This window comes from Herbidospora sp. RD11066, assembly GCF_054661255.1.
This window is the reverse complement of sequence record NZ_BAAGDO010000014.1, coordinates 169,697-192,642: the sequence shown is the minus strand read 5'-3', so window position 1 is coordinate 192,642 and position 22,946 is coordinate 169,697. Positions and strand designations below refer to the sequence as shown.

Here is a 22,946-nt window from a genome sequence, read left to right as displayed (position 1 = left end):
GTGTTACTCGGCGACGGCACCGGCCGGGGACTGCGCGAGCCCCTCAGCAGTCTGCTCCGGGTTGAGCTCGGCGTAGATGGCCTTGAGGTCGACCTCGTTGCCCTCGGTGTCGACGACCTTGGCGGCGTCGCCCACGACCGACTTGGCCTTCTCGCGGACGATCTCCATCATCGCGAGGGTCAGCTGGTCGTTGTCGGCGAGGTGCTGGGCCAGCGTGTTCGGCGCGACGCCCATCTGGGCGGCCCGGCGGACGACGAACTGGGTCAGCTCTTCCTCGGCCACACCGATGTCTTCGGCCTTGACGATCTTGTCGAGGACGAAGCCCATCTTCAGCGCCCGGGCGGAGTTGGCGTCGAACTCGGCGAAGCGCTCCTCCTCGGTCGTCTGGTAGAGGCGGAAGTAGGCCTCGCGGCTCAGGCCGCTCTCGGCGATCTGGTGCTCGAGGTTGTGCTTGCGCGCGTCGACCTCGGACTTGAGGGCGCTCTCGGGCAGCGGGATGTCGAGCGAGCCGATGAGGGCGTCGACGGCCTTCTCACGGGCCTGGACGACCTGCTCGATCAGCTTGTTGCGGCGCACCTGCTCGCGGATGCTGCCCTTCAGCTCCTCGAGCGTGTCGAACTCGCTGGCGAGCTGGGCGAACTCGTCGTCGAGCTCGGGGAGGACCTTCTCCTTGACCGACTTGACGTTGATGATCACGTCGGCCTCTTCACCGGCGTTCTCACCGCCGACCAGCGTGGTGCGGAAGGTCTTCTCCTCGTCGGCCGACAGGCCTTCGAGCGCGGCGTCGAGGCCCTCGAGGACCGAACCGGCGCCGACCTCGTAGGAGACGTCGGCGGCCTGCTGCTCGTCGAGGTTGCGGCCGTCGATCTCGGCGCGCAGGTCCATCACGACGTAGTCGCCCTTGGTCGCGGCGCGCTCGACGCCGGCCAGCGTCGCGAACCGCTGACGCAGGGCGTCGAGCTGGGTGTCGACGTCGTCGTCGCCGACGACGGCGGGGTCGACCGTGACCTCGGTGCCCTCGTAGACGGGCAGGTCGAAGGTGGGACGGACGTCGACCTCGGCCGTGAACTCGACCTGCTGGCCGTCGTCGATCCGGGTGACCTCGATCTCGGGCTGGCTCACGGGGAAGAGATCGACTTCGTCGACGGCGCGGCCGTAGAGGCCGGGCAGCGCGTCGTTGAGAGTCTCCTCGAGCACGACCGCGCGGCCGAAGCGCTGCTCGATGATCCGGGCCGGAACCTTACCGGGGCGGAAGCCGGGGACGCGCACCTGCTGCGCGACCTTCTTGTAGGCGGCCTTCAGGCTCGGCTCGAGCTCCTCGAACGGCACCTCGACGGTGAGCTTCACCCGAGTGGGGCTGAGCTCCTCGACAGCGGTCTTCACGGGGTGGTCTCCTAAATAACAGCATCTGGTGATCGCGGGCGCGTCATGCACAGCTACCGCGGCACGTTACGCGCACCGCGCCCACGAAGAGGGCACATGGGCATGCTCCACTGCGGCGGGGTGTCCAGCGCCAAACTTCAGCATAGAGCAGAGCAGCCCCCGCGAGTGACGCCTCAGAGCTCGCGCGAGATCTTTCTGAGGATGTCGACCGTCTCGGTCGGCGTGGTGGAGACCGCGCACAGGCGCTCCATCACCTCGCTGTATCGGTCGACCTCGTCGCGTTTGTCGAGATAGAGGGCGCTGCCGAGCTGTTCGACGTAGACGATGTCGGGGAGCTCCGCCTCGGGGAAGCGCAGGATGCTGAACGCCCCGCCTTCCGCGGCGTGTCCGCCGAAATGGAAGGGCATCACCTGGATCGTGACATTCGTCTGGTCCATCAGCTCGATCAGATGCTGGATCTGACCGCGCATGACGTCGACGCCGCCGATCGGACGGCGCAGCGCCGCCTCGTCGATGACCGCCCAGAAGGTGGGCGGCTGGTGGCGTTCGAGCACCTGGCGCTGGCGTTCGAGCCGCAGGTCGACGCGCCGGGCGATCTCCTCGGGGGCGGAGCCGACCGCACCGGCCGTGATGACCGCGCGGGCGTATTCCTTGGTCTGGAGGAGGCCCGGGACAAACTGCACCTCATAGGTGCGCAGCCGGGCGGCCGCCTCTTCAAGGCCGACGTATGCCTGGAACCAGCCGGGCAGCACGTCGCTGAAGCGGTGCCACCAGCCGGGCTCGTTGGCCTGCTTGACCAGTTCGAGGATGGGCTTGCGGGCGGCGTCGTCCTCCACTCCGTACATGGTGAGGAGGTCTTCGACGTCGCGTTCGCGGAAGCTGACGCGGCCCAGCTCCATGCGGCTGATCTTCGATTCGGAGCCCCGGATGAGGTGTCCGGCCTCGAATCGCGTGATCCCCCGGTTCTCCCGCAGCCTGCGCAGCTGGGTGCCGAGGAGGATCCGCAGCGCCGTGGGACCTTGTCCCGGCTGGGTACGTGTCACGGCGCCTCCCTTTCTGCTCGACTCGCCGGAGAAGGTCGAGCCGACACCCCCAGCCCACACAGTGTCACCACTTCCGGCCAGGAAGACAAGGCTTGAACCCCCCGTCCATTTCACAATCGCTCAACGTTTTGGGCAAGTGCACAAGTCACCTGCACGTGCATTTGGGTCTTGCAGGAGGCGGTCCGTTGACCCATGATGGCCTAGTGCATATTGGGCTAAAGGTGCACTAGTTCTCAAATCTGGCGATCGGGAGGTGCGGGCAGGATGTTGGATAATCCCATATCCGCCCGCGATGTCGGAGTCGAGCGCCTCGTGCGCACCGCCCCCGAGTCCGATGCCACCACCTGCCCGTTACGCCCCCTGGCAGATTCGGTCAAGACCGCACGCGATGTTACGCGATCAACGCTGCAGGGTTGGGGACTTTCGGAACTTACCGACGATGCGACCCTGGTCGTTTCGGAGCTGGTGACCAACGCGGTTCGTTACGCTCTGTATCCAACCGGGGCGCCCAACGAGCACCCGATAACGCTGATGCTGGTCCGCCTGGCACCTCACGTGCTGCTCGCCGTCGCGGACCCCAGTAATGAGGTGCCGACGCCCAAGGAGCCCGACTTCATCTCGGAGAACGGGCGGGGGCTGTACATCGTGGAGACCTACAGCCAGGCGTGGGGCTGGGACCCGCTCGACGAGGGCGGCAAGGCCGTCTGGGCGATGTTCCGGGCCCAGGACTGAAACTTCCTTTTTCTCCGTTACGGCTCCGCCCACCCTGGCACCGCCCGCCGTCTCCGGCTCTTCCCCGTATCCGGCGCCAACCGGCCGCGCCCTCAGCGCTTCCGGACGAGAGATGCGCTCCGTGGCGAGTTTCAACAGGTTCCACGCTTGTCATCGTGGAGAGCATCTCGTATCCGGTCGAAAGTTTCACAGGACGTACAGGACGAAGCCCTCGTCGTTGACGGTCGTGCGGGTGAAGCCGAGTCGCTCCAGGAGGCGGACCGAGGCCGTATTGCCCTGGTGGGGGTCGGCGTGGAGAGGGCGCGCCTTCTCCTCTTCGAGGAACAGGGTCAGGGCGCGGGTGCCGACGCCGCTCCCCCAGAACTCCCGGCCCAGCCAGTAGCCCAGATAGCGGTGGTCGCCCTCCCACCAGGTGAGGATGTGGCCGGCGACCTGCCCGCCCACCTCGACCGTCCGCACGTGGTTGGTGTCGTCGCCCAGGATCCGCCCGCGCCAGTGGGTCAGGAACCTCTCCTTCTCCCGGGCCGGGAAGCGGGAGCGCCGGGTGGCCTCGGGGTCCTGCTCCTGGGTGTGGAAGATCTCGAGATCGGACTCCCGGACCTCTCTCAGGCGAACGTGCATTCGCAGAAGCGCCAGATCGGACACGTCTTTCTCCCTCCGTGGCAGGCCCGGAACCCACACGGGCATCATTTCCTTGATCTCGATCTGCGCGGCCACCCCGATGATCGGGCAGGTCAGAGCACCCAGACGCCCCATAGGCGCGTCGAACAGCCCCGCGGGCCAGGCGGCACCCCGGTAGGGCCCACCGGCCACCGTCAGATCGGGGGCGAGCAGCGCGAAGCTGACCTCGACGCCGTCGCGGGCGAGATCACGCTGCTGGTCGCGCGGCGGACCCGGCTGGGGAACGAATCCACGCTCGACGAGGGCCGCTTCGAGACGGTCGGCGTCGTGGGCCCAGGCGAACCAATCGATATCGATGTGGTCTCGCGTCACCTCTCCGAGCGCGAAATCCATCGCCCAGCCGCCGCGCAGCCGGACCTCGAAGCCCATTTCCGCGATCTCGGCGATCGCCGTCAACTGGTGATCTCTCACCGATAACCCGTAGTGTCGGCCGGCTTTCCGGCGTCCTGCACCTCGACGATGTAGCGCCAGGCGTCGGGACGGCTGCCGTCGGCGTCGGTGAAGCCGTAGACCTGGGCCAGGCCGCCGCTGGAGAGCGACGCGCCGTTCCAGCGAGCCCGGTCAGGGTCTTGGACGAGTGCCGCGACCGCCCTGCCCACCAATGCCGGCGATTCGGAGATCGCGAAGTGGGGCTCAGTCTTGATGGCGTCGTGCCAGGTCTCCTCGGTGACGCCGAAGTGCTCCAGCATGATCTCCGACCGCAGCCACCCCGGCGTCAGCGCCACGGCGGTGGCCCCGCGCGGCCCGAGCTCCTTGGACTGCGCGAACCCCATGCGGATGACCGAGCTCTTCACCAGGTCGTAGAAGAAGGTGGCCCGGTAGTTCGCCGCGTTGTATTCGGCGGTGCCGTCGGTCATCTCGACGACCAGGCCGCCCTCGTGCTTCAGCAGGAGGGGCAGCGCGAAATGACTGGTGATGATGTGGGTGTCGATGGCCAGCCGCAGCATGCGCATGCCGTCGTCGAGGTCGTGTCCCCACAGGGGTTTGTCCCAGCTGAAGAGGTTCTCGCCACCCCAGATGTTGTTGACCAGGACGTCGAGCCGCCCCTGCTCCCGCTCGATCCGCGCGACCAGATCTCTGACCTGGTCTCTCTCCAGATGATCGACCTGCACCGGGATCCCCACGCCCCCGGCCCGGGTGACCAGCTCGGCGGTGTCTTCGATGGTCTCGGGCCGGTTGTATTCCGACCGCTGCTCGCGGGTGGTGCGGCCGGTGACGTAGACGGTGGCCCCGATCGCACCCAGCTCGGCGGCGATGCCCCGCCCCGCTCCCCGGGTCGCTCCTGCTACCAGTGCAATGGTCATGCGTGTCAGTCTGCCGGTCGCCACCGACAGAATTCGGCCTCCCGCCACGAGGCGGCGAACGTGACGCCTTCTTCTTTGAGGGTCTCGACGGCTTTGCGGTGCGGGACCCGGGATGCCAGGGCGTCGTTGACGAACGGGACCATCGTCACCGGGATGCCGAGACCGGGCGCCTCGGACAGCAGGCCCAGGGCATAGGTGTCGGTGATGCCGAGCGCGAACTTGTTGATGGTGTTGAACGTGGCGGGATAGACGACGATCGCGGTCGCCCGGGGCGGCTTGGGTTCGCTGGGGTGACGGTAGTGAACGCGCACCTTTCTTCCCGTACGCCGCTCGAGGTCGGCCTCGTCGATGAAGGCGACCGCTTTGGGGGTGGCGACGATCTGTACCGTCCACGATCGGGATTGGGCTTCGGCGATCAGGTCGGGCAGATCCCGCACCGGTCCGGCGGCGCAGACGATCACATAGAGGTCCATGGGTCTCCCGGGTAGCGTGCAGGCATGCCTGACCATATTGAGGTCCGTGTCACGGCCGGATCCCCCGACGAGGCCGACCGTCTCGCCGACGCGGTGGTCGGCCGTCGCTTCGCCGCCTGCGCGCAGATCGTCGGGCCGATCACCTCCGTCTATTGGTGGGACGGGGAGATGACGCGGTCGCGGGAGTGGCTGGTGCTGTTCAAGACGACGGCGGAACGGTTCGGGGATCTGTCGGGGTGCGTGCGCGAGGTGCACTCGTACGACGTACCGGAGATCGTGGCCGTGCCGATCGCCATCGGCACGGCCGACTATCTGGGCTGGATCGACCGGGAGACGGAAGGCCCCGCCCCCGAGATCAACAGGTGATCGACTGCACCTTGGCGGTCTCGTTGGAGCTGACCTTCACCCAGCCGCCGTAGGCGAAGTACTGCGAGCCCGCGCGCACCGAATAAGCGGTGCGGCAGCCCTGGATGCTGTAGAAACCGTCGATGTCCCGGCGCGGGCTGTGCGTGAAGCCGCCCATGCCGGCGCCCGGGGCGAGGCTCGCCGTCGACCAGGGGTCACTGTCGTTGTTCTTCCAGCGCACGCTGATATAGGTGCTGGTCTGGTTCTCCACCCGGCCGCACGGGGGAAGCGTGCAGCCGCTGGCCGCGGCGGGCGGGGCCGCGATGACGCCGACGCCGGTGGCGACCAGCATCGTGCTGACTAATGCGGCGAATCGCTGCTTGATGCGAGACTCCATGCCGTACATCCCCTTTGACTGTGTCGGTACTGGCGAGTCAGCAGTGTAGTCATATCGGCGAATCGCACCCGGGAGTCCGTCGGGCCTGCAAGATCGACAAATAAAATCGGAAATGACGAAGGCCAGGGCACCCACACGGGGTGACCTGGCCTTTCAACGTGGAGCGGACGACGGGAATCGAACCCGCGTAGCCAGTTTGGAAGACTGGGGCTCTACCATTGAGCTACGTCCGCGCGCGCCGGTCGGCATCTGGTCTAGACTTCATCCGGCCGTCAAAACGTAAGCGTACCGGAGATCTCGGAGCGTCGGCGCCAGGCGGCCAACGGGGTGTGGCGCAGCTTGGTAGCGCACCTGCTTTGGGAGCAGGGGGCCGCAGGTTCAAATCCTGTCACCCCGACACACATCTGCCTCGGCGCGTCGTCGGACGCGCGAGGCCGCCAGGTAATAAATCGCCTCTCGCGCGATACCGGTCATTCGGTCGTGAACGCCGACGAACACTACCTTTCCGCGCGGATGACCTATGCCCTCCGGGACCCCTGGACGATCGATGTGGTCTTGACCCTGCGATCCACTGCGTAAAGGGCCGTACAGTCTGGGAAAAGGCATGAAATGCCGCGGTTGTCCTCCCTACGATGCGGAACTGATGAACCGGAACAGCGTGATCAAGACGCCGGCGCCGGGCGACCGGCTCGAATGGCGGCGGGCCTCGGCGGCCTCGGCTCAGGAGCGGCTGGCCTATCTCAACGAGGCCAGCCGGCGCATCGGCACGACCCTGGATCTCGGTGAGACGAGCCGTGAGCTCATGGACATCGCCGTGCCCCGGTTCGCCGACACTTCGGCGATCATGGTTCAGGACCGGCTCGTCATCGACGGGGAGTTCCCCTCGCGGCCGGTCGACGGGACCGCGCTCGTCCGGCGGATCGCCATGGGGGTGGCGGAGGCCGATCCGGCCGAGTGGGTGCAGGCCTTTCCGATCAACGAGGTCACGGTGTACTCCGCGCAGCTTCCGCAGGCGCAGTGCATGTCGACCGGGCATCCGATCATGTATCCGGAGCTCGACGAGCACACCGCGGAGCTGATCGGGGCGACCCTCGACCGCGACGTCGTGGCCAAGCTGCTGGTGGGCGGGTCGTTCATCGCCGTGCCGCTGCGGGCGCGGGGGCGGGTGCTGGGGTGCGCGATCTTCACGCGGAATCCCGGTGGGCCGGCGTTCGAGGAGCAGGACGTCGCGGTCGCGGAGGAGCTCGCCGCGCGCACCGCCGTCTGCATAGACAACGCGCGGCTGTACGCCCGGGAGCGGCGCACCGCCCTCACGCTGCAGAGCAGCCTGCTCCCGGCCGACCTGCACCAGCCGCTCGGGATGGACATCGCCTCCCGCTATCTCCCGGCAAGCGACCTCATGGGGGTCGGCGGCGACTGGTTCGACGTCATCCCGCTGCCGGGCTGCCGGGCGGCGCTCGTCGTCGGTGACGTCATGGGGCACGGCACGCGGGCCGCCGCCACGATGGGGCAGCTTCGGACCGCCGCGCGGACGCTCGCCTCCCTCGACCTTCCCCCGGACGAGGTGCTGTTCCGGCTGAACCGGATGAGCCAGGACCTCGATCCGACCCAGATCGCCACGGCCGTCTACGCCACCTACGACCCGGTGACCCGCACCTGCGCGCTGGCGCGGGCGGGGCACGTGCCGCCGGTGCTGCTGCATCCCGACGGTCGTACGGAGATCATCGAACTTCCCTCGGGGCTGCCGCTGGGGATCGGGAGCGAGCCGCTGGAGACGGTGGAGATGGTGCTGCCGGCCGGTGGGGTGCTCGCCTTCTACACCGACGGGCTGGTGGAGAGCCGCGACCGGGACATCGATCTGGGGATCATGGCGCTGCGCAGGGTGCTGTCGGGGCCGAGCCAGGATCTGGAGGAGATGTGCGACGTGACGATCAACAGTCAGCGACCCGGGCACGAGCGCGACGACATCGCGCTGCTGCTTGCCCGGGTCCATGAACTCGCGCCCGACGAGATCGCCTCCTGCTCGCTGCCGGCCGATCCTCGCTTCGTCAGCCACGCGCGCCGGTTCGTCCGGGCGACGCTGGCCGAGTGGGGCCTCGGGTCGGTCTGTGACATCACCGAACTGGTGGTCAGCGAGCTGGTGACCAACGCGCTCAAGCACGGCTGGCCGCCGATCGAGCTGAGGTTGCTGAGGGGCCGGGGCAGAACCCTGGTCTGCGAGGTCGCCGACGGCTCGCCCACCGTCCCGGCGTTGCGCACTCCGACTTCGGAGGACGACACCGGGCGCGGGCTTCAGCTCATCAAGCGGCTCACCTACCGGTGGGGCACGCGCCCGACCCCTCTCGGGAAGATCGTCTGGGTTGAGCAGAGACTTCCCTGAGCGCTAGGCGATGCTGCCGCGCGGGGGCACCACCAGGCCGTAGATGACGACCACGGCGAGTGCCACCACGATGAGCGACCAGATCGGGAACGCCCCCGCGTAGGCGAACTGGCCCAGGATGACCAGTGCCGCCAGGACGATGCCCAAGGTCCGGGCCCACATCGCGCCCTGCAGGATTCCTACGCCCGCGATGACCATGAGGACCCCGGCGACCAGCCAGATGATGCCCCATGACGTGAGGTTGAAGATCAGCACGCCGGATGATCCGACCACGAGGTAGTGGCTCTTCAAGATCGCGGCGAACCCGCCGACGATGTTGAGCAGCCCTACCACGATGCCGAGGATCCCGGCGAAGCGAAGCCAATTGGAGGGGTGCGGCAGTCGTCCGCCCGTAGTGGGTGTCGTGGATGCGGTGGTCAACGCGACCAGCTCCTTCCTCGTCGACTAGCAATAGCCACCATAACCACATAAATCGCCACAAATGCCTCACATGGCGCACTATTGGCGATGCGAGACTTTCTTTTGAGCAGCCCACGGGTATTCCCGGTGCATTGAGGCCGGGGGGACGCGGAAATGCCGAAGGCGACGTGGGTCAGGCTGCTGGCACTGGTTTTGCCCGCGTTGGTGGTCGGCGTTGGCTCGAGTCTGATTCTGTTCGGCATCACCGAGCTTGCCGAATGGTTGGAGCACCTGATCTGGCCCTCGTTCGAGTGGTGGCGGATCCTGCTCGTCCTCACCCTGGCGGGAACCCTCACGGGCCTGCTGATCCGGCACTTTCCCGGCCACGCCGGACCCGATCCGGCCACCGAGGGGCTGGTCGCGCCGCCGATGCCGGCCTGGGTGGTACCCGGAGTGCTGCTGGCGGCCGTCGTCACCCTGTCGTCCGGGGTGAGCCTCGGGCCGGAGAACCCGATCACCTCCGCCAACATCGCCCTGACCTTCGCCCTGGGCCGCTGGCTGTTCCCGCAGGTCGACGGCGCGATGTGGGTCGCCCTGGGCGCGGCCGGGACCATTGGGGCCCTGTTCGGGACCCCGGTGGCGGCGGCGCTGATCCTCTCCGAGATGCCGATGAAGGGCACCGAGACGCCGCTCTGGGACCGGCTCTTCGCGCCGCTCGTCGCGGCCGGGGCCGGTGCGCTCACCACGGCCGTCCTCGCCGGGGAGTCGCTCAGTATGAAGGTGCCGGGCTATCCCGGGTTCCGGCTGATGGATCTGGTCTCGGGATCGCTGATCGGGCTCGTCGGCGCGGCTCTCGGGCTGGTGGCGGTCTATCTGTTCCCGTACGCCCATGCGGTCTTCCACCGCATCTCCCACCCGGTGCTCATGGTCACAGCAGGCGGGCTGATCCTCGGTGGCCTGGGGGTTCTCGGCGGCGAGGTGTCCCTGTTCAAAGGGCTGACCCAGGCGGGGGAACTGATCCAGGGGCACTACGCCGTGGGCACGGTCATCCTGGTGCTCGTGGTGAAGCTGGTGGCGCTGACAGTGGCGGCGACCTGCGGGTTCCGGGGCGGGCGGATCTTCCCGGCCATCTTCATGGGCGTCGCCCTGGGCGTGGCCGTCCACACGCTGGTTCCGGCGGTGCCGCTCTCGTTGGCGCTGACGTCGGGGGTGCTGGGGTTCGTGCTGGCGATCACGCAGCAGGGGTGGCTGAGCCTGTTCGCGGCGGTGGCGGTCGTCGGCGAGGTGGCGCTGATTCCCGTGGCCTGTGTGACGATTCTGCCCGCGTGGTTGCTGGTGACAGGCAAGAAACAGATGATCGTCCCACCCGCTGCGCCAGAAATGCCCTAAATTGTCACTTCCGTCCGAAGCCCCATGACGTGGGCTCCCGTTCGGGTTACCGTCGAAATGTGACGATCGGAATCGCAGACGCCTACCGCCGGGCCCTGGACGCCTTCGGTACGCGCGTCCACCTCATCAAGCCCGGCCAGTGGGACCTGCGGACACCGTGTGTCGACTGGGACGTGCACGCCCTCGTCAACCACCTCGTCTACGAGTCGCTCTGGGCTCCCGAACTGCTCGCCGGCCGCAGCATGGCCGAAGTGGGCGACGTCTTCGACGGCGACCTCCTCGGCGACGACGCCTTCAAGGCGTTCGACTTCGCCGCCCACGCCGCCATCACCGCCGCCTCCGCGGAAGGCGTGCTCGACCGGACCGTGCACCTGTCGTTCGGCGACGTCTCCGGACGTGAGTACGTCACCGAACTGTTCGCCGACGCCCTCATCCACACCTGGGACCTGTCGAACGCCATCGGCGTGGCCGACCGGCTCGACCCGGAACTCGTCTCGATGTGCGCCGACTGGTTCGCCGACAGCGAGGAGGGTTACCGCAGCTCCGGCATCATCGGCGGACACGTGCCGGTGCCGGAGGACTCCGACCCGCAGACGCGGCTGCTGGCCGCCTGGGGACGGCAGGCCCACTGACCTCCTCCCACCACGATCCAACATCTTCTATGAGATGATTTGTTGGAACGTGTTGAGGAGGAGGGGCGATGCTGGCGCAGCAACGGCAGCAGGCGATCCTCGAACGGGTCCGGCGCATGGGCGGGGTGCGGGTCGCCGACCTCGTCCGCGACCTGGGCGTCTCCGACATGACGATCCGGCGCGACCTCGAGGCGCTGGCCGACCGCGGCCTCATAGAGAAGGTGCACGGCGGGGCCACCGTCGCCGGGCCCGGGTCGACCGAGGAGCCGGGGTTCGCCGCCAAGTCGGTGCGGCAGCAGCCCGAGAAGGAGGCGGTCGCCCGCGCCGCCGCCCACCTGATCCGGCCGGGCAGCGCGGTCGCCCTGTCGGCCGGCACCACGACCTGGACGTTCGCCCACCATCTCGTCGACGTCGCCGACCTGACCCTCATCACCAATTCGGTGCGGGTGGCCGAGGTCTTCCACCGCGCCGGGCGGCCCGACCAGACGGTCGTCCTGGTGGGCGGTGTCCGCACCCCGTCCGACGCCCTCGTCGGGCCGATCGCGGTGCAGGCGATCCGGTCGCTCAACGTCGACACCCTCGTGCTCGGTGTGCACGGCATGAACGCGCGGGCCGGGTTCACCACCCCCAACCTGCTGGAGGCCGAGACCGACCGCGAGCTGGTGGCCGCCGCGCAGCAGCTCGTCGTGCTGGCCGACCACACCAAGTGGGGCACCGTCGGCATCTCCACCATCGCCCGGCTCGACCGGGCCAACGTTCTCGTCACCGATTCCGGCCTGGACAAGGAGGCCCGTGAGGAACTCGCCGCGCACGTCGGCGAGCTGATCGTCGCGGAACCCTAAATGAAGCGTCACCTCACCCACCTGGCCGACGGCCGGGAGCTCATCTATTTCGACCTCGCCCCCCGAGACCACTCGGCCAAGGACCCCCGCGACCTGCCGCCCCGCCCCGCGCCCTCGGAGCTGCGGCACGACCCGGTGCTCGACGAGTGGGTCGCCATGGCCGGTCACCGGCAGACCCGCACCCATCTCCCCCCGCCCGAGGAGTGCCCGCTCTGCCCCGGGCGCCCCTGGTCGGAACTCCCCTCGGCCTACGACGTGGCCGTGTTCGAGAACCGGTTCCCCTCGTTCAGCGGCCCCATCGGGCGCTGCGAGGTGGTCTGCTTCACCGACGACCACCACGCCTCCTTCGCCGACCTCTCACCGGAACGGGCCGATCTGGTGATGGACGCCTGGGTCGACCGCACCCTTGAGCTGGGCAGACTCGACGGCGTCGAGCAGGTCTTCTGCTTCGAGAACCGGGGCGAGGAAATCGGCATCACTTTGCCCCATCCGCATGGGCAGATCTATGCGTATCCCTATGTGACACCCCGCTCCCGGCGGATGCTCACCGTCGCCCGGCCAGGCTCTCTCGCCACCGTGGTGGCGGAGGAGCGTGCCGGGGAGCGGGTGGTCGCCACGAACGACCACTGGACGGCCTTCGTCCCGAGAGCCGCCCGGTATCCGTTCGAGGTGCACCTCTATCCCCACCGGCAGGCGCCCGACCTGCCGTCGCTCACTCCGGAGGAGCGGGCGGCGTTCGGGCCGCTCTACACCGGGGTACTGCGGGCCCTCGACGGGCTGTTCGGGGTGCGCATGCCCTATGTCGCCGCCTGGCACCAGGCGCCGGTCCGGTTCGGGAGGGAGGTGGCGTACGTGCACATGGAGCTCTTCAGCATCAGGAGGGCGCCGGCGAAGCTGAAGTACCTGGCGGGATCCGAGTCGGGTATGGGGGCCTTCGTGAACGACGTCCTCCCGGAAGAGGCCGCCGCCATGCTCAGGGACGCATCGGGAAAGATGGAACGCCACATAACAGACTGATATCCATCAGGCTGCAACTTTGAGTAGCAGTTGTCTCTTCTTTGCCACTACTATCCACACCAGCCCCGCCGAGACCTCGGCGGACCTGCCTAATCCCGGGCGTGTCGCCCGGGAGCCGGGGACCCACCAGAACCTGGGGTGAAGGCGCCGCCGAGCGCCCGGGCTCCTCCGCCCGAATCCGTCAGCTAACCCGGCAGGCGCTAGGAGAGGAGTGGGCGCTGCCCGCCACGTCGCCCCGTCGCACTCACCGGTCGCTCCCGTTGCCGGTGGTGGTCCTCGTCGCCGCCCTCGTGGCCGTGCTGACCCCCGGCCCCGCGACCGCGGCCCCCAAGCCCGACGCCGATCAGTTGCGCAAGCAGCTCACCAGCCTCGACAAGAAGGTCAACTCGCTGATCGAGCAGTATCACGCGGCGCGTGAGGACCTCGCCAAGGCGAAGACGGCCCAGAAGGCGGTCCAGGCGAAGCTGGCGAAGGCGAAAGAGGAGTTCGCGGTGGCCCAGCGCGAGATGGCCCGGCTGGCCAGCATGAGCTACCAGTCGATCCCCGGCAACGGCGGGGTCCTGCTGCCGCCCGGTGTGGGTGTGTCGCCGCTCGCCCGGCAGCTCGGCAACGAGCAGGCCGCGATCGTGCGCAACTACAAGCAGAAGGAACAGGCGCAGGCCCAGGCGGTGGCCGAGGCCAAAGCCCTGGTCGTCCAGATCGACGAGAAGTCGAAGGACATCGAGAAGCGCCGTAAGGAGGCCGAAGGGCTGATCGGCGACATCAAGGACAAGCTCGACGACCTGATCCCCCTCGCCCCCGGCAAGCTCACCAACGGCGGCTGGGCGCCCGAGCTGCCGACCGGCGCCGACAACATCACCGCCCGCACCCGCCTGATGCGTGAGGAGGCCAAGTCGGCCTTCAAGCTGAGCAACACCATCGGCTGCTTCCGCGTCGACACCAGCGGCGAGCACCCGCTCGGCCGCGCCTGCGACTTCATGATGACCACCGGCGGCGCGATGGCGACCGGCGCGGCCCAGGCGCTGGGTGACTCGCTGGCCGCCTGGGCGCTGAAGAACCGCACCAAGCTCGGCGTGAAGTACGTCATCTGGCGCCAGCGCATCAACAGCGGCACCGGCTGGCGGTTCATGAGCAACCGGGGCGGCAACACCGCCAACCATTACGACCACGTACACATCTCGATGTTCTGATCCACTCACCCCCGCGAAGACCGCAAAATAGCCCACGGCCGGCGGGCCACCCGGCCCCCACCCAGGGAGTTCTCAGGTAGCACGACTACCCTGCGAATACCATGGGACCACAAACCCCTCAAACCTCACCGAACACCCCACCGGCCCCCACAGACCAACTGCCCCACCCACGATCACGCGGGTGTGCGCGCCCAGCCCCCGCGGTTCGCACACCCGCGTGATCATCCTTCGGAACCCGAAGTAAGTGATCATTTGCAGAAGCGCCCGAAGGTTTACCGAGTTTCATAACGATCATGTTTCAGCGTTTTTCGGAGGCCTGGTTACACGCATGTGAATTCTGCTGCGGACGACCACCCTCGGAACTGTGCAGGAACCCCCCAACCTGGAGCTCCTACCCCACCCCACCTGGGAAGACGGACTTCGCATCATGTTTACCTTGCGCCACTCCATCACTACAGATAAAAGTTTCAACGACAGCACCGTTGACACCGACTTATCCCGAAATTAGCTTATGGAACGGTACACCTCGGGACCGTTGTGGCACCTGTTCCAGCTGTGACTCTTCGCAGTCGGACGGGCGCGGATCCCGACTATCTCCCTCCCATGCCACGCGAGAGGACCAGCGTGAGATCCGCTGATTTTTCCCCGGCCCGCGGTCACCGGGCCCGCCGTCTCGGCTCGGCAGTCGGGTTCACCCCTTCCTAGGGGCCCGACCTTCTAATTGACTTCGATGTCCGAAGTTGACGTTAAAGCCGAACAAAAAGTGAGCTCCGCCGGTCATCTCATTTCCTGAGATTCCCGGAACGACTCGGGGCGTTCTTTCGCGTGCGAAAAAGCTCAGGAGAACAAGGTCGTGGGGTCTGATTCATGAGTTGGCTCGATACCGCCTATGAATGGCTGGTGAGATCGAGCGCCAACGGCAGCTGGCGGGACATCGTCCCGCTGGGCCTGGCCGGTGCTCTCGTATGGGGGTTGTGGGTCTACCGGGTCGTGCTGTCCCGGCTGGCCAAGCCCGTCGTCAACGGTTACCGCGCCTCCGTTTCTGTCGTGGTGCCGTCCTTCCGTGAGGACGCGGAGATCCTGGTCCGGTGTCTGGAGAGCTGGCTCTCCCAGAACCCCGGTGAAGTGATCATCGTCGTCGACATCGCGGACACCGAATGTCACGCGAAGCTCCGGGAGGTCAACGACCCCCGGCTGCGCGTGCTCATTTACGAACACTCGGGCAAGCGCTCGGCGCTGGGGGTCGGCATCAGGGCCGCCCGCGGCGACATCGTGGTGTTCGCCGACTCCGACACCTGGTGGGAGCCGGGTCTCCTCGACGCGGTGCAGATGCCGTTCGAGGACCCCCAGGTCGGTGGCGTCGGCACTCAGCAGAACGTGTTCCAGCGCACCACCAGCGTCTGGCGTCGCATCGCCGACTGGCTGGTCAACCTGCGCTACTACGACTACGTGCCGGCCATGGGCAGCCGTGGTGGCGTGGCCTGCCTGTCCGGCCGCACCGCCGCCTACCGCCGGTCGGCGATCCTGCCGGTCGTCCACCACCTGGAGAACGAGTTCTTCCTCGGCCGCCGGTGCATCGCCGGTGACGACGGGCGGCTCACCTGGCTGGTGCTGGCCTCCGGGTACAAGACGGTGCACCAGTCGTCCGCGCGGGCGATCTCGATGTTCCCGAGCTCGTTCCGGGCCTTCTTCAAGCAGCGCATCCGCTGGAGCCGCAACTCCTACCGCTGCTACCTGACCGCCCTGTGGAAGGGCTGGCTGTGGAAGACCCCGCTGGTCACCAAGGTGACCGTGCTGCAGATCCTGCTCACGCCCGTCACGATGGGCGTCACGCTGGGCTACCTGTTCTTCAGTCGCCTCGAACTGACGCCCTGGGGCATCGGCACCTGCCTCGGCTGGCTGCTCATCGGCCGTGGCATCCGCGGCTGGTCGCACCTGCGCCGTCACCCGCAGGAGATCCTGCTGCTGCCGCTGACGACCCTGGTCATCATCATGATCGCGCTGCCGATCAAGCTCTACGCGTTCATCACCATGAACAAGCAGGGCTGGCTGACCCGCAAGTCCGACCAGGCCGGCTCGGAGGGCCAGACGGCCGCGACGTTGCAGGGGCTGGCCTGATGGCCCTGAAAAGAATCGTCGCAGCGGCCGGGGCCCTGGTGCTCTGTTCGCTCACGATCGGCGTGATGCCGGCCGCCGCCGCGCCGTCCCCCACTCCCCCGGCCAAGCCGTCCGCCACTCCCTCGGCGGACGGAGAGGCCACGGGCGACACCGGGATCTCCTCGACGATCCCGAGTGCGAAGCCCACGGAGAGGCCCACGCAGAAGCCGGCCGCCGAGCCGGCCACGGCGCCCGGTGACGCGACCGAGATCCCGAGCTCCGAGCCGGAGCCGCTGATCAAGGTCTCCCCCGAGGACGCCGAGGCGCAGTCGCTGCTCGTCGACATGGAGGACCAGCGGATCCTGCAGACGCGGGCGGCCCTGACCGCGCTGCTGCAGACCGGTGGCATCGCGGCGGCGCAGCGCAAGGCGCCGCAGATCTTCTCGTCGTCGTTCGGCCGGACGATGGTGCTGCCCTCGCGCAACGACGCGAAGCCGTACACCCTGAAGGATCTTCAGAAGGTGGAGAACGGCAAGTACGTGCGCCTGATGACCGACGGGTCCTACCTGCTGGGCATCCACATCTTCGTGGCCGACGGGGCGACTCTCCAGCTCCGCGGGCCGATGACGCTCCGGATGGGCAGCATCCCCGGGTCCTTCAGCTCGATCGTCACCTTCGGTGGCAACATCGACATCAAGGGCACCGCGACCAAGCCGGTCCGGATCACCAGCTGGGACGTCAAGGCCAGCAAGCCCGACCTCGACACCAGCGACGGCCGCGCCTACGTGCGCGCCGTCGGCGGCGCGTTCGACATGGTGTACGGCCAGGTCTCCGACCTCGGCTTCTGGAGCGGGCGGACCGGCGGCATCGCGCTGACCGGCACCGAGCGGCCCTCCTCCACCTACCGCCACCGCACCAAGACGCAGCGCCACGAGGACAAGGCCGACCGCCTCAACCGCAACACCGAGGAGCCCGGCGGCGGTTCCTACGGTGACGTCGAAACCCACCCCGTCGGGCCCGGCACCGCTTCCCACGTGCCGGCCGACGAACTGGTCACCGGCAAGATCGAGAACAGCGTGATCACCCGCGACGCCTACGGGCTGTTCGTGTCGGGGTCGAACCAGACGCAGATCATCAACAACAAGATCCGCGACAGCATCGTCCACGGCGTGTTCATGCACCGGTTCGCCAAGAACGCCACGATCTCCAAGACCGAGGTCACCGGCAGCGGTGGCGACGGCTTCGTGCTCTCCCGTGCCACCGAGAAGGTCCAGGTCAACGACTGCCTGGCCGAGAACAACGGCCGCAACGGCTTCACCCTCGACGGCCGGGCGCTGGCCCACGGCCCCTCGGCCTCCGGCGAGTCGCTCGCCGTCTACGGCGACAGCTCGGTCAACAACAGTGTGGCCAAGGGCAACGGCCGCTACGGCATCGAGATCATGGGTGGCATCCGGCAGGCCGTGCAGACCAGTGAGGTCGTCGGCGGCGACATGGGCATCGTGGTCCGCGCCGGGGCCGAGGGCGTGCAGCTGTCGGGCAACAAGCTGACCGGCCAGGTCCGTCAGGGCATCGCGCTGCGCGACGGCGTCAAGAACGCCTACGTCTCCGGCAACACCATCACCGGCGGCCCGACGGGCGTGTACATGCGCGACGCCAGCGGCCGGGTGGTCGGCAACAAGATCACCACGCTGAAGGACCCGAACGCCCACGGCGTCACCATCGTCGGCCTGGCCGACGGGTCCGAGGTCGCCCGCAACACCATCGTGGGCTCGGGCACCAGCCCGGTCAGCACCGCGCGCTCGACCGGCGACGTGAACGACCACAACAACAATGAGGAGCAGTGGGTCGACACCTCGACCTTCTGGAGCAAGGCCAAGCGCTACGTCAAGCCGATGAACGTCATCTGGGCCGGCGTGATCCTGCTCATCCTCGTCTCCGCCCTGCGCTCGCGCGGCGTCATGGACCGGCGCCGCCGGGGCATCGTCGACCCGTACGAGCTGCAGAAGGCGATGGAGGAACGCCCGGCCTGGACCCTGGCGAACCCGGCCACCGGCGACCACGGCCGCGGGTTCAACGGGCGCCCCCGGCCGACGCAGCCGACGGTGCCGACGGTCACCGTGGGAGGCGGGCGATGAAGAAGGCCTGGATCACGTTCTTCGTGGTGCTCCTGCTGGGGGCGAGCGTCTGGGCGTACGTGTCGTACACCGACCGGCCCGCGCCGACCCCCGGGGTCGACGAGGTCAGCGCCGCCGACGCCAAGCAGCAGTCGAACCTGGTCGACCAGGAGGACCTGCGCATCATGCAGACCCGGGCGACGCTGATGTCGGCGATCGCCCGGGGCGGCCCCAACGCCCAGCGGGCCCGTCAGCCGCACATCTCCAGCTCGGCCAACGGCCAGACGCTGGTGCTGCCGTCGCGGCGGGAGGCCTACCGGGTCGCCGACCTGGAGAAGATGGGCGGGGAGTACTTCCAGAAGCAGAACGACGGGTCGTACATCCTCAGCATCAACCTGTTCGTCGGCCCGAACGCCAAGCTGGTGCTGCAGAACGCGACCGGCCCACTGGTGATCCGGATGCGCAGCGAGCCGGGGTCGTTCGCCACGATCGTCGGCTTCGGCGCCAGCATCCGCATCAACGGGTCGCCGCAGAACCCGGTCCGCCTGACGAGCTGGGACCCGAACATCAACACGGCCGACACGCGCGTCAACGACGGGCGGGCCTACGTCCGGGTCATCGGCGGCGAGCTGCGGATGAGCCACGCCCAGGTCGAGTACCTCGGGTTCTGGAGCGGCGCGACCGGCGGCCTCGCGCTGACCGGCAGCGACCGCACCACGCTCGACGCCGACGTCACCACCCCGACGCCGCCGACCGACGAGAAGGTGCTGCTCCCGGGCGGCACGCTCGTGCCCCGCATGGGCGGCGACGACCAGGTGGAGATCACCGACGGCCAGGGCCTGAAGAAGGTGGCGTACAAGCTGCCGGAGGCGAACCTGGTCACCGGTGAGATCACCGAGACGGCGATCAAGGGCAACGCCTACGGCATCTTCATCACCGCCTCGAACCAGACGCGGATGGCCAACGTCACCGTGGCCGGGAGCCTGGTCGACGGGGTGCTGCTGCACCGCTTCGCCCGCAACGCCACCATCGAGAACACCACGGTGACGGGGTCGCGCGGCGACGGGTTCGTGCTCTCGCGCGGCACCCAGAACGTGACGATCACCGGTTCCGGCGCGGTCGCCAACGGCGGCAACGGCTTCACCATCAGCGGCCTGCCGCTGGCCCGCGGCCCGTCGGCCTCGGGTGAGTCGCTGACGAGCTTCGGCGGCAGCTCGGTCACCAGTTCGTGGGCCAAGGAGAACAAGCGCTACGGCGTGGAGATCCAGGGCGGCGTCGACCTGTCGGTGCAGACTACCGAGGTCACCGGCGGGCAGACGGGCATCGTGGTGAACAAGGACGCGACGGGTGTCCGGGTCTCCGGCAACCGGATCAGCGGTCAGTGGAGCCAGGGCATCGCCGTCCGCGACGGCGTCACCGGCGCCAAGATCGTCGGGAACATCGTGAGCAACGTCCCGACGGCCGTCTACCTGCGCAACGCCGAGGCCGAGGTGAACGGCAACACCGTGAACCAGGCGACGCTGCACGGCGTCTCGGTGCTCGGTGTCGCGACCGGGACCGAGATCACCGGTAACACTCTGGGCGGCGCCGGCCGCAGCGCGCTCGACACCGCCCGCGCCACCGGCGTGAAGGCGGTCACCACCAACAATGTTGACGGCTGGCAGGACACCGCGGACTTCTGGACCACGGTCAAGCGCATCGCCAAGCCGATGAACCTGATCTGGTTCGGCGTCATCCTGGTCATCGCCATCTCCGCGATCCGGGCCCTGGGCAACAACGGGCCCCGGGTCGGGCGTCGCGTCGTCAATCCGTACGAGAGGCAGGCAGTCATGGAGGAGCGCCCGGTCTGGTCGCTCACCGGGGCGTCCGCCGAGAGGAACTGACCATGCGCATCGAGATCGACATCGACAAGAAGACCCTGATCGGAGCGGCGGCCGGTGCGGCCTTCACGATCCTGATCGTGGTCGTCATGTACGGGATCTTCGGCGGCGGTGGGCAACAGGAGCAACAAGCGGGAGGGCCGGCGGTCGAGAACATCGCGCCCGACACCAGCCAGCCCCTTCCGACGCTGGACAACAGCGGCAGCGGCGCCGAAGAGGACTTCGCGGAGGAGGAGCAGGTGGAGGAGGACAAGTCGAAGAACGAGGACTTCGAGGTGTTCACCGCCAGCCAGCAGCCTCCGGACATCGCGGTCCCCGACGGCGACGGCAAGATCGCCTGTCCTGACGCGACCGTGACGGTCACCAACGCCGACGAGCTCACCGAGGCCCTCGCCTCGGCCGAGCCGGGCACCGTGATCTTCATGGAGCCGGGCGAGTACCAGGGTCACTTCGTGGCCGCCACCAAGGGCACCAAGGACCAGCCGATCTTCGTCTGTGGCTCGCGTGATGCGATCATCGACGGCGGCGGCGTCAAGGAGGGCTACGCCTTCCATCTGAACGAGGTCGACTACTGGCGCCTGATCGGCTTCACCGTCCGCCACGCCCAGAAGGGCGTGATGGCCGACAAGACCAACTTCTCGGTGGTGCAGGACCTGGACGTCAACCACATCGGCGACGAGGGCATCCACTTCCGGAACTTCAGCTCCGACAACATCGCGCAGTACAACCTCATCTGGGCCACTGGACTGCGCAAGGACAAGTACGGCGAAGGGGTCTATTTCGGCACCGCCGAGAGCAACTGGGCCACCTTCTCCGGCGGTCAGATGGACAAGAGCGACCGCAACATCGCGCGCGGGAACGTCATCCGCGCCACCGCTGAGGCCATCGACATCAAGGAGGGCACCTCCGACGGCAAGATCATCGGAAACATCTTCGATGGTTCCATGATCACCGGCGATGGTCACAACGACAGCTGGGTGGACGTCAAGGGGAACGGCTACCTGATCGAACGCAACACCGGCCGCGGCTCCCCCGCGGACGGCTTCCAGACCCACAAGATCATCAATGGCTGGGGGACCGGGAACACCTTCCGGGCCAACGTCATCGATCTGGGCGGTTCAGGGGGCTACGGCATCAACGACACCGCGGGAGGCAACACCATCTCCTGCGACAACGAGGTGACCGGCGGCCCGCTCACTAAGAAGAGCGAATGCTCCTGAGTTTCTGCGAGAGAACTGACAATGACTGAAACCGCACTCCCCCGGCTCACCGTCATCGGGACCGGGTACCTCGGGGCCACCCACGCGATCTGCATGGCCTCCCTGGGCTACGAGGTCGTCGGCCTGGACACCGACCCTCGCAAGATCGAGCGGCTGCAGTCCGGCGAGGTGCCGTTCTTCGAGCCCGGTCTGCCCGAACTGCTCGCCAAGACGATGGCGACCGGCCGCCTCCGGTTCACCACGTCCGTTGAAGAGGCCGCCGCCCACGGCGACGTGCACTTCATCTGTGTGGGCACCCCGCAGAAGCCCGGCATGGACGCCGCCGACCTGACCTACGTCGACGCCTCCGTGGCCGCACTCGCCCCTCTCCTGGACCGCAAGGTGCTGGTCGTCGGCAAGTCGACCGTCCCCGTCGGTACCGCCGCACGACTGACCGCACTGGTCAAGGAGCTGGCCCCGGCCGGCGACGAGATCGAACTCGCCTGGAACCCCGAGTTCCTGCGTGAGGGCTTCGCCGTGGACGACACCCTGCGTCCCGACCGGCTCGTGTTCGGCGTGTCCTCCGACTGGGCCCGCGAGCAGCTCGAGGCCTCCTTCCGGCCGATCATCGACAACGACACCCCCGTCGTCGTCACCGACCTGGCCACGGCCGAGCTCGTGAAGGTGGCCGCGAACTCGTTCCTGGCCACCAAGATCTCCTACATCAACGCGATGGCGGAGATCTGCGAGGCCACCGGCGCCGACGTGCGCCACCTGGCCAAGGCGCTGGCCCACGACGACCGCATCGGCGGCCGGTTCCTCCAGCCGGGCCTCGGCTTCGGCGGCGGCTGCCTGCCCAAGGACATCCGCGCCTTCGCCTACCGCGCCGAGGAGATCGGCGTCGGCCAGGCCGTGTCGTTCCTGCGTGAGGTGGACGCGATCAACCGCCGCCGCCGTTCGCGCACGATCGACCTGGTCCGCGAGATGCTCGGCGGTCAGCTCAACGGCAAGAAGGTCGCCTGCCTCGGCGCCGCCTTCAAGCCCAACTCCGACGACATCCGCGACGCCCCGGCGCTCGACGTGGCCCGCACCATGCACGGCCTGGGCGCCAACGTCCGCGTCTACGACCCGGCCGCGCTCGACAACGCCCGCCGCGCCTACCCCGAGCTGCGCTACGGCACCAGCGCCATGGACGTGGCGCAGGACGCCGACGTCGTGGTGCTGCTGACCGAGTGGTCGGAGTTCCGGGAGATCGAGCCCTCCGCCCTGGCCGCCGTGGTGGCGCACCGCCGCATCGTGGACGGCCGCCACGCCCTCGACGCCGAGTTCTGGCGCGCCGAAGGCTGGGAGTACCGGGCGCTGGGCATGCCGTAACCCTCGTCACCGAAAGGGACACGCATCTTGCGTGTCCCTTTTTGTGTTGTATGGGGCATTTGCCGGGCCCGCTGC

At 68.0% G+C, this 22,946-nt stretch carries 20 protein-coding genes, 2 tRNA genes and 1 riboswitch; of the genes, 14 read left to right on the top strand and 8 right to left on the bottom strand.

What is annotated here, in order from left to right; all coding sequences use genetic code 11:
• Positions 1 to 3: 3 nt before the first annotated feature.
• Both tig and ACYQ78_RS36940 read right to left on the bottom strand, forming a co-directional pair.
• Positions 4 to 1,383 carry a trigger factor gene (tig, locus tag ACYQ78_RS36945; RefSeq protein WP_459805637.1) on the bottom strand — a complete coding sequence of 460 codons (1,380 nt, stop codon included), beginning with the start codon at positions 1,381 to 1,383 and terminating at the stop codon, positions 4 to 6.
• Positions 1,384 to 1,556: 173 nt separating this feature from the next.
• On the bottom strand, positions 1,557 to 2,426 hold the full coding sequence (locus ACYQ78_RS36940) for a helix-turn-helix domain-containing protein (protein WP_459805636.1): 870 nt from the start codon (positions 2,424 to 2,426) through the stop codon (positions 1,557 to 1,559).
• A gap of 264 nt (positions 2,427 to 2,690) precedes the next feature.
• Between ACYQ78_RS36940 and ACYQ78_RS36935 the strand changes: the two genes are divergently transcribed.
• Positions 2,691 to 3,158: an ATP-binding protein gene (locus tag ACYQ78_RS36935; RefSeq protein ID WP_459805635.1), complete on the top strand. Its 468-nt coding sequence runs from the start codon at positions 2,691 to 2,693 to the stop codon at positions 3,156 to 3,158.
• Between the two features lie 186 nt (positions 3,159 to 3,344).
• Here the strand turns inward: ACYQ78_RS36935 and ACYQ78_RS36930 are convergent, their stop codons facing one another.
• From ACYQ78_RS36930 to ACYQ78_RS36920, 3 genes are read right to left on the bottom strand one after another with little or no spacing between them, the layout of a single operon-like run.
• Positions 3,345 to 4,250 (bottom strand): GNAT family N-acetyltransferase, encoded by a 906-nt coding sequence (locus ACYQ78_RS36930; protein WP_459805634.1) that lies wholly within the window; start codon positions 4,248 to 4,250, stop codon positions 3,345 to 3,347.
• Entirely contained in the window at positions 4,247 to 5,143 is an 897-nt protein-coding gene (locus tag ACYQ78_RS36925) for an SDR family oxidoreductase (RefSeq protein WP_459805633.1), read from the bottom strand. Before ACYQ78_RS36925 ends, ACYQ78_RS36930 begins: the two co-directional genes overlap by 4 nt.
• 5 nt (positions 5,144 to 5,148) lie before the next feature.
• Complete coding sequence (locus tag ACYQ78_RS36920; protein WP_459805632.1) at positions 5,149 to 5,616, bottom strand: flavoprotein; 468 nt, start codon at positions 5,614 to 5,616, stop codon at positions 5,149 to 5,151.
• A gap of 24 nt (positions 5,617 to 5,640) precedes the next feature.
• On the opposite strand from ACYQ78_RS36920, the gene cutA reads away from it, so the two are divergent.
• On the top strand, positions 5,641 to 5,982 hold the full coding sequence (cutA, locus tag ACYQ78_RS36915) for a divalent-cation tolerance protein CutA (protein ID WP_459805631.1): 342 nt from the start codon (positions 5,641 to 5,643) through the stop codon (positions 5,980 to 5,982).
• Here cutA and ACYQ78_RS36910 read toward each other — a convergent pair.
• Both ACYQ78_RS36910 and ACYQ78_RS36905 read right to left on the bottom strand, forming a co-directional pair.
• Positions 5,972 to 6,358, bottom strand: a complete 387-nt coding sequence (locus ACYQ78_RS36910; protein ID WP_459805630.1) for a hypothetical protein — start codon at positions 6,356 to 6,358, stop codon at positions 5,972 to 5,974. The two genes, cutA and ACYQ78_RS36910, sit on opposite strands and share 11 nt — an antisense overlap.
• A 159-nt stretch (positions 6,359 to 6,517) precedes the next feature.
• Positions 6,518 to 6,591: transfer RNA gene (locus ACYQ78_RS36905), tRNA-Gly, on the bottom strand.
• A gap of 90 nt (positions 6,592 to 6,681) precedes the next feature.
• Here ACYQ78_RS36905 and ACYQ78_RS36900 point away from each other — a divergent pair.
• Both ACYQ78_RS36900 and ACYQ78_RS36895 read left to right on the top strand, forming a co-directional pair.
• Positions 6,682 to 6,755: transfer RNA gene (locus ACYQ78_RS36900), tRNA-Pro, on the top strand.
• Positions 6,756 to 7,001: 246 nt separating this feature from the next.
• Entirely contained in the window at positions 7,002 to 8,738 is a 1,737-nt protein-coding gene (locus tag ACYQ78_RS36895; protein WP_459805629.1) for an ATP-binding SpoIIE family protein phosphatase, read from the top strand.
• Positions 8,739 to 8,741: 3 nt separating this feature from the next.
• Here ACYQ78_RS36895 and ACYQ78_RS36890 read toward each other — a convergent pair whose 3' ends face one another.
• On the bottom strand, positions 8,742 to 9,158 hold the full coding sequence (locus ACYQ78_RS36890) for a DUF7144 family membrane protein (protein ID WP_459805628.1): 417 nt from the start codon (positions 9,156 to 9,158) through the stop codon (positions 8,742 to 8,744).
• Positions 9,159 to 9,311: 153 nt separating this feature from the next.
• Here ACYQ78_RS36890 and ACYQ78_RS36885 point away from each other — a divergent pair, with 153 nt between their 5' ends.
• The 10 genes from ACYQ78_RS36885 to ACYQ78_RS36840 all read left to right on the top strand — a co-directional run bounded on the left by ACYQ78_RS36885 (position 9,312) and on the right by ACYQ78_RS36840 (position 22,871).
• Positions 9,312 to 10,526, top strand: a complete 1,215-nt coding sequence (locus ACYQ78_RS36885) for an ion channel protein (protein ID WP_459805627.1) — start codon at positions 9,312 to 9,314, stop codon at positions 10,524 to 10,526.
• Positions 10,527 to 10,585: 59 nt separating this feature from the next.
• Positions 10,586 to 11,158: a TIGR03086 family metal-binding protein gene (locus ACYQ78_RS36880; protein ID WP_459805626.1), complete on the top strand. Its 573-nt coding sequence runs from the start codon at positions 10,586 to 10,588 to the stop codon at positions 11,156 to 11,158.
• 68 nt (positions 11,159 to 11,226) lie between these two features.
• Positions 11,227 to 12,000 carry a DeoR/GlpR family DNA-binding transcription regulator gene (locus ACYQ78_RS36875; RefSeq protein WP_459805625.1) on the top strand — a complete coding sequence of 258 codons (774 nt, stop codon included), beginning with the start codon at positions 11,227 to 11,229 and terminating at the stop codon, positions 11,998 to 12,000.
• On the top strand, positions 12,001 to 13,017 hold the full coding sequence (locus ACYQ78_RS36870) for a galactose-1-phosphate uridylyltransferase (protein WP_459805624.1): 1,017 nt from the start codon (positions 12,001 to 12,003) through the stop codon (positions 13,015 to 13,017).
• A 76-nt stretch (positions 13,018 to 13,093) separates the two neighbouring features.
• A riboswitch (cyclic di-AMP (ydaO/yuaA leader) is annotated at positions 13,094 to 13,231 on the top strand.
• Between the two features lie 55 nt (positions 13,232 to 13,286).
• On the top strand, positions 13,287 to 14,207 hold the full coding sequence (locus ACYQ78_RS36865; RefSeq protein ID WP_459805623.1) for a coiled-coil domain-containing protein: 921 nt from the start codon (positions 13,287 to 13,289) through the stop codon (positions 14,205 to 14,207).
• 867 nt (positions 14,208 to 15,074) lie between these two features.
• The gene (locus ACYQ78_RS36860) at positions 15,075 to 16,325 is read left to right on the top strand and encodes a glycosyltransferase family 2 protein (RefSeq protein ID WP_459805622.1); all 1,251 of its coding nucleotides are present in this window, start codon (positions 15,075 to 15,077) and stop codon (positions 16,323 to 16,325) included.
• Positions 16,325 to 18,439, top strand: coding sequence for a right-handed parallel beta-helix repeat-containing protein (locus ACYQ78_RS36855; RefSeq protein WP_459805621.1), 2,115 nt, complete (start codon positions 16,325 to 16,327; stop codon positions 18,437 to 18,439). The genes ACYQ78_RS36860 and ACYQ78_RS36855 overlap by 1 nt, the downstream gene beginning before the upstream one ends.
• The gene (locus tag ACYQ78_RS36850; protein ID WP_459805620.1) at positions 18,436 to 20,301 is read left to right on the top strand and encodes a right-handed parallel beta-helix repeat-containing protein; all 1,866 of its coding nucleotides are present in this window, start codon (positions 18,436 to 18,438) and stop codon (positions 20,299 to 20,301) included. Before ACYQ78_RS36855 ends, ACYQ78_RS36850 begins: the two co-directional genes overlap by 4 nt.
• 2 nt (positions 20,302 to 20,303) lie before the next feature.
• A complete protein-coding gene (locus ACYQ78_RS36845; protein ID WP_459805619.1) occupies positions 20,304 to 21,518 on the top strand; it encodes a right-handed parallel beta-helix repeat-containing protein in 1,215 nt (404 codons plus the stop codon).
• A gap of 21 nt (positions 21,519 to 21,539) precedes the next feature.
• Positions 21,540 to 22,871, top strand: a complete 1,332-nt coding sequence (locus ACYQ78_RS36840; RefSeq protein WP_459805618.1) for a UDP-glucose dehydrogenase family protein — start codon at positions 21,540 to 21,542, stop codon at positions 22,869 to 22,871.
• The last annotated feature ends 75 nt before the right edge of the window (positions 22,872 to 22,946 follow it).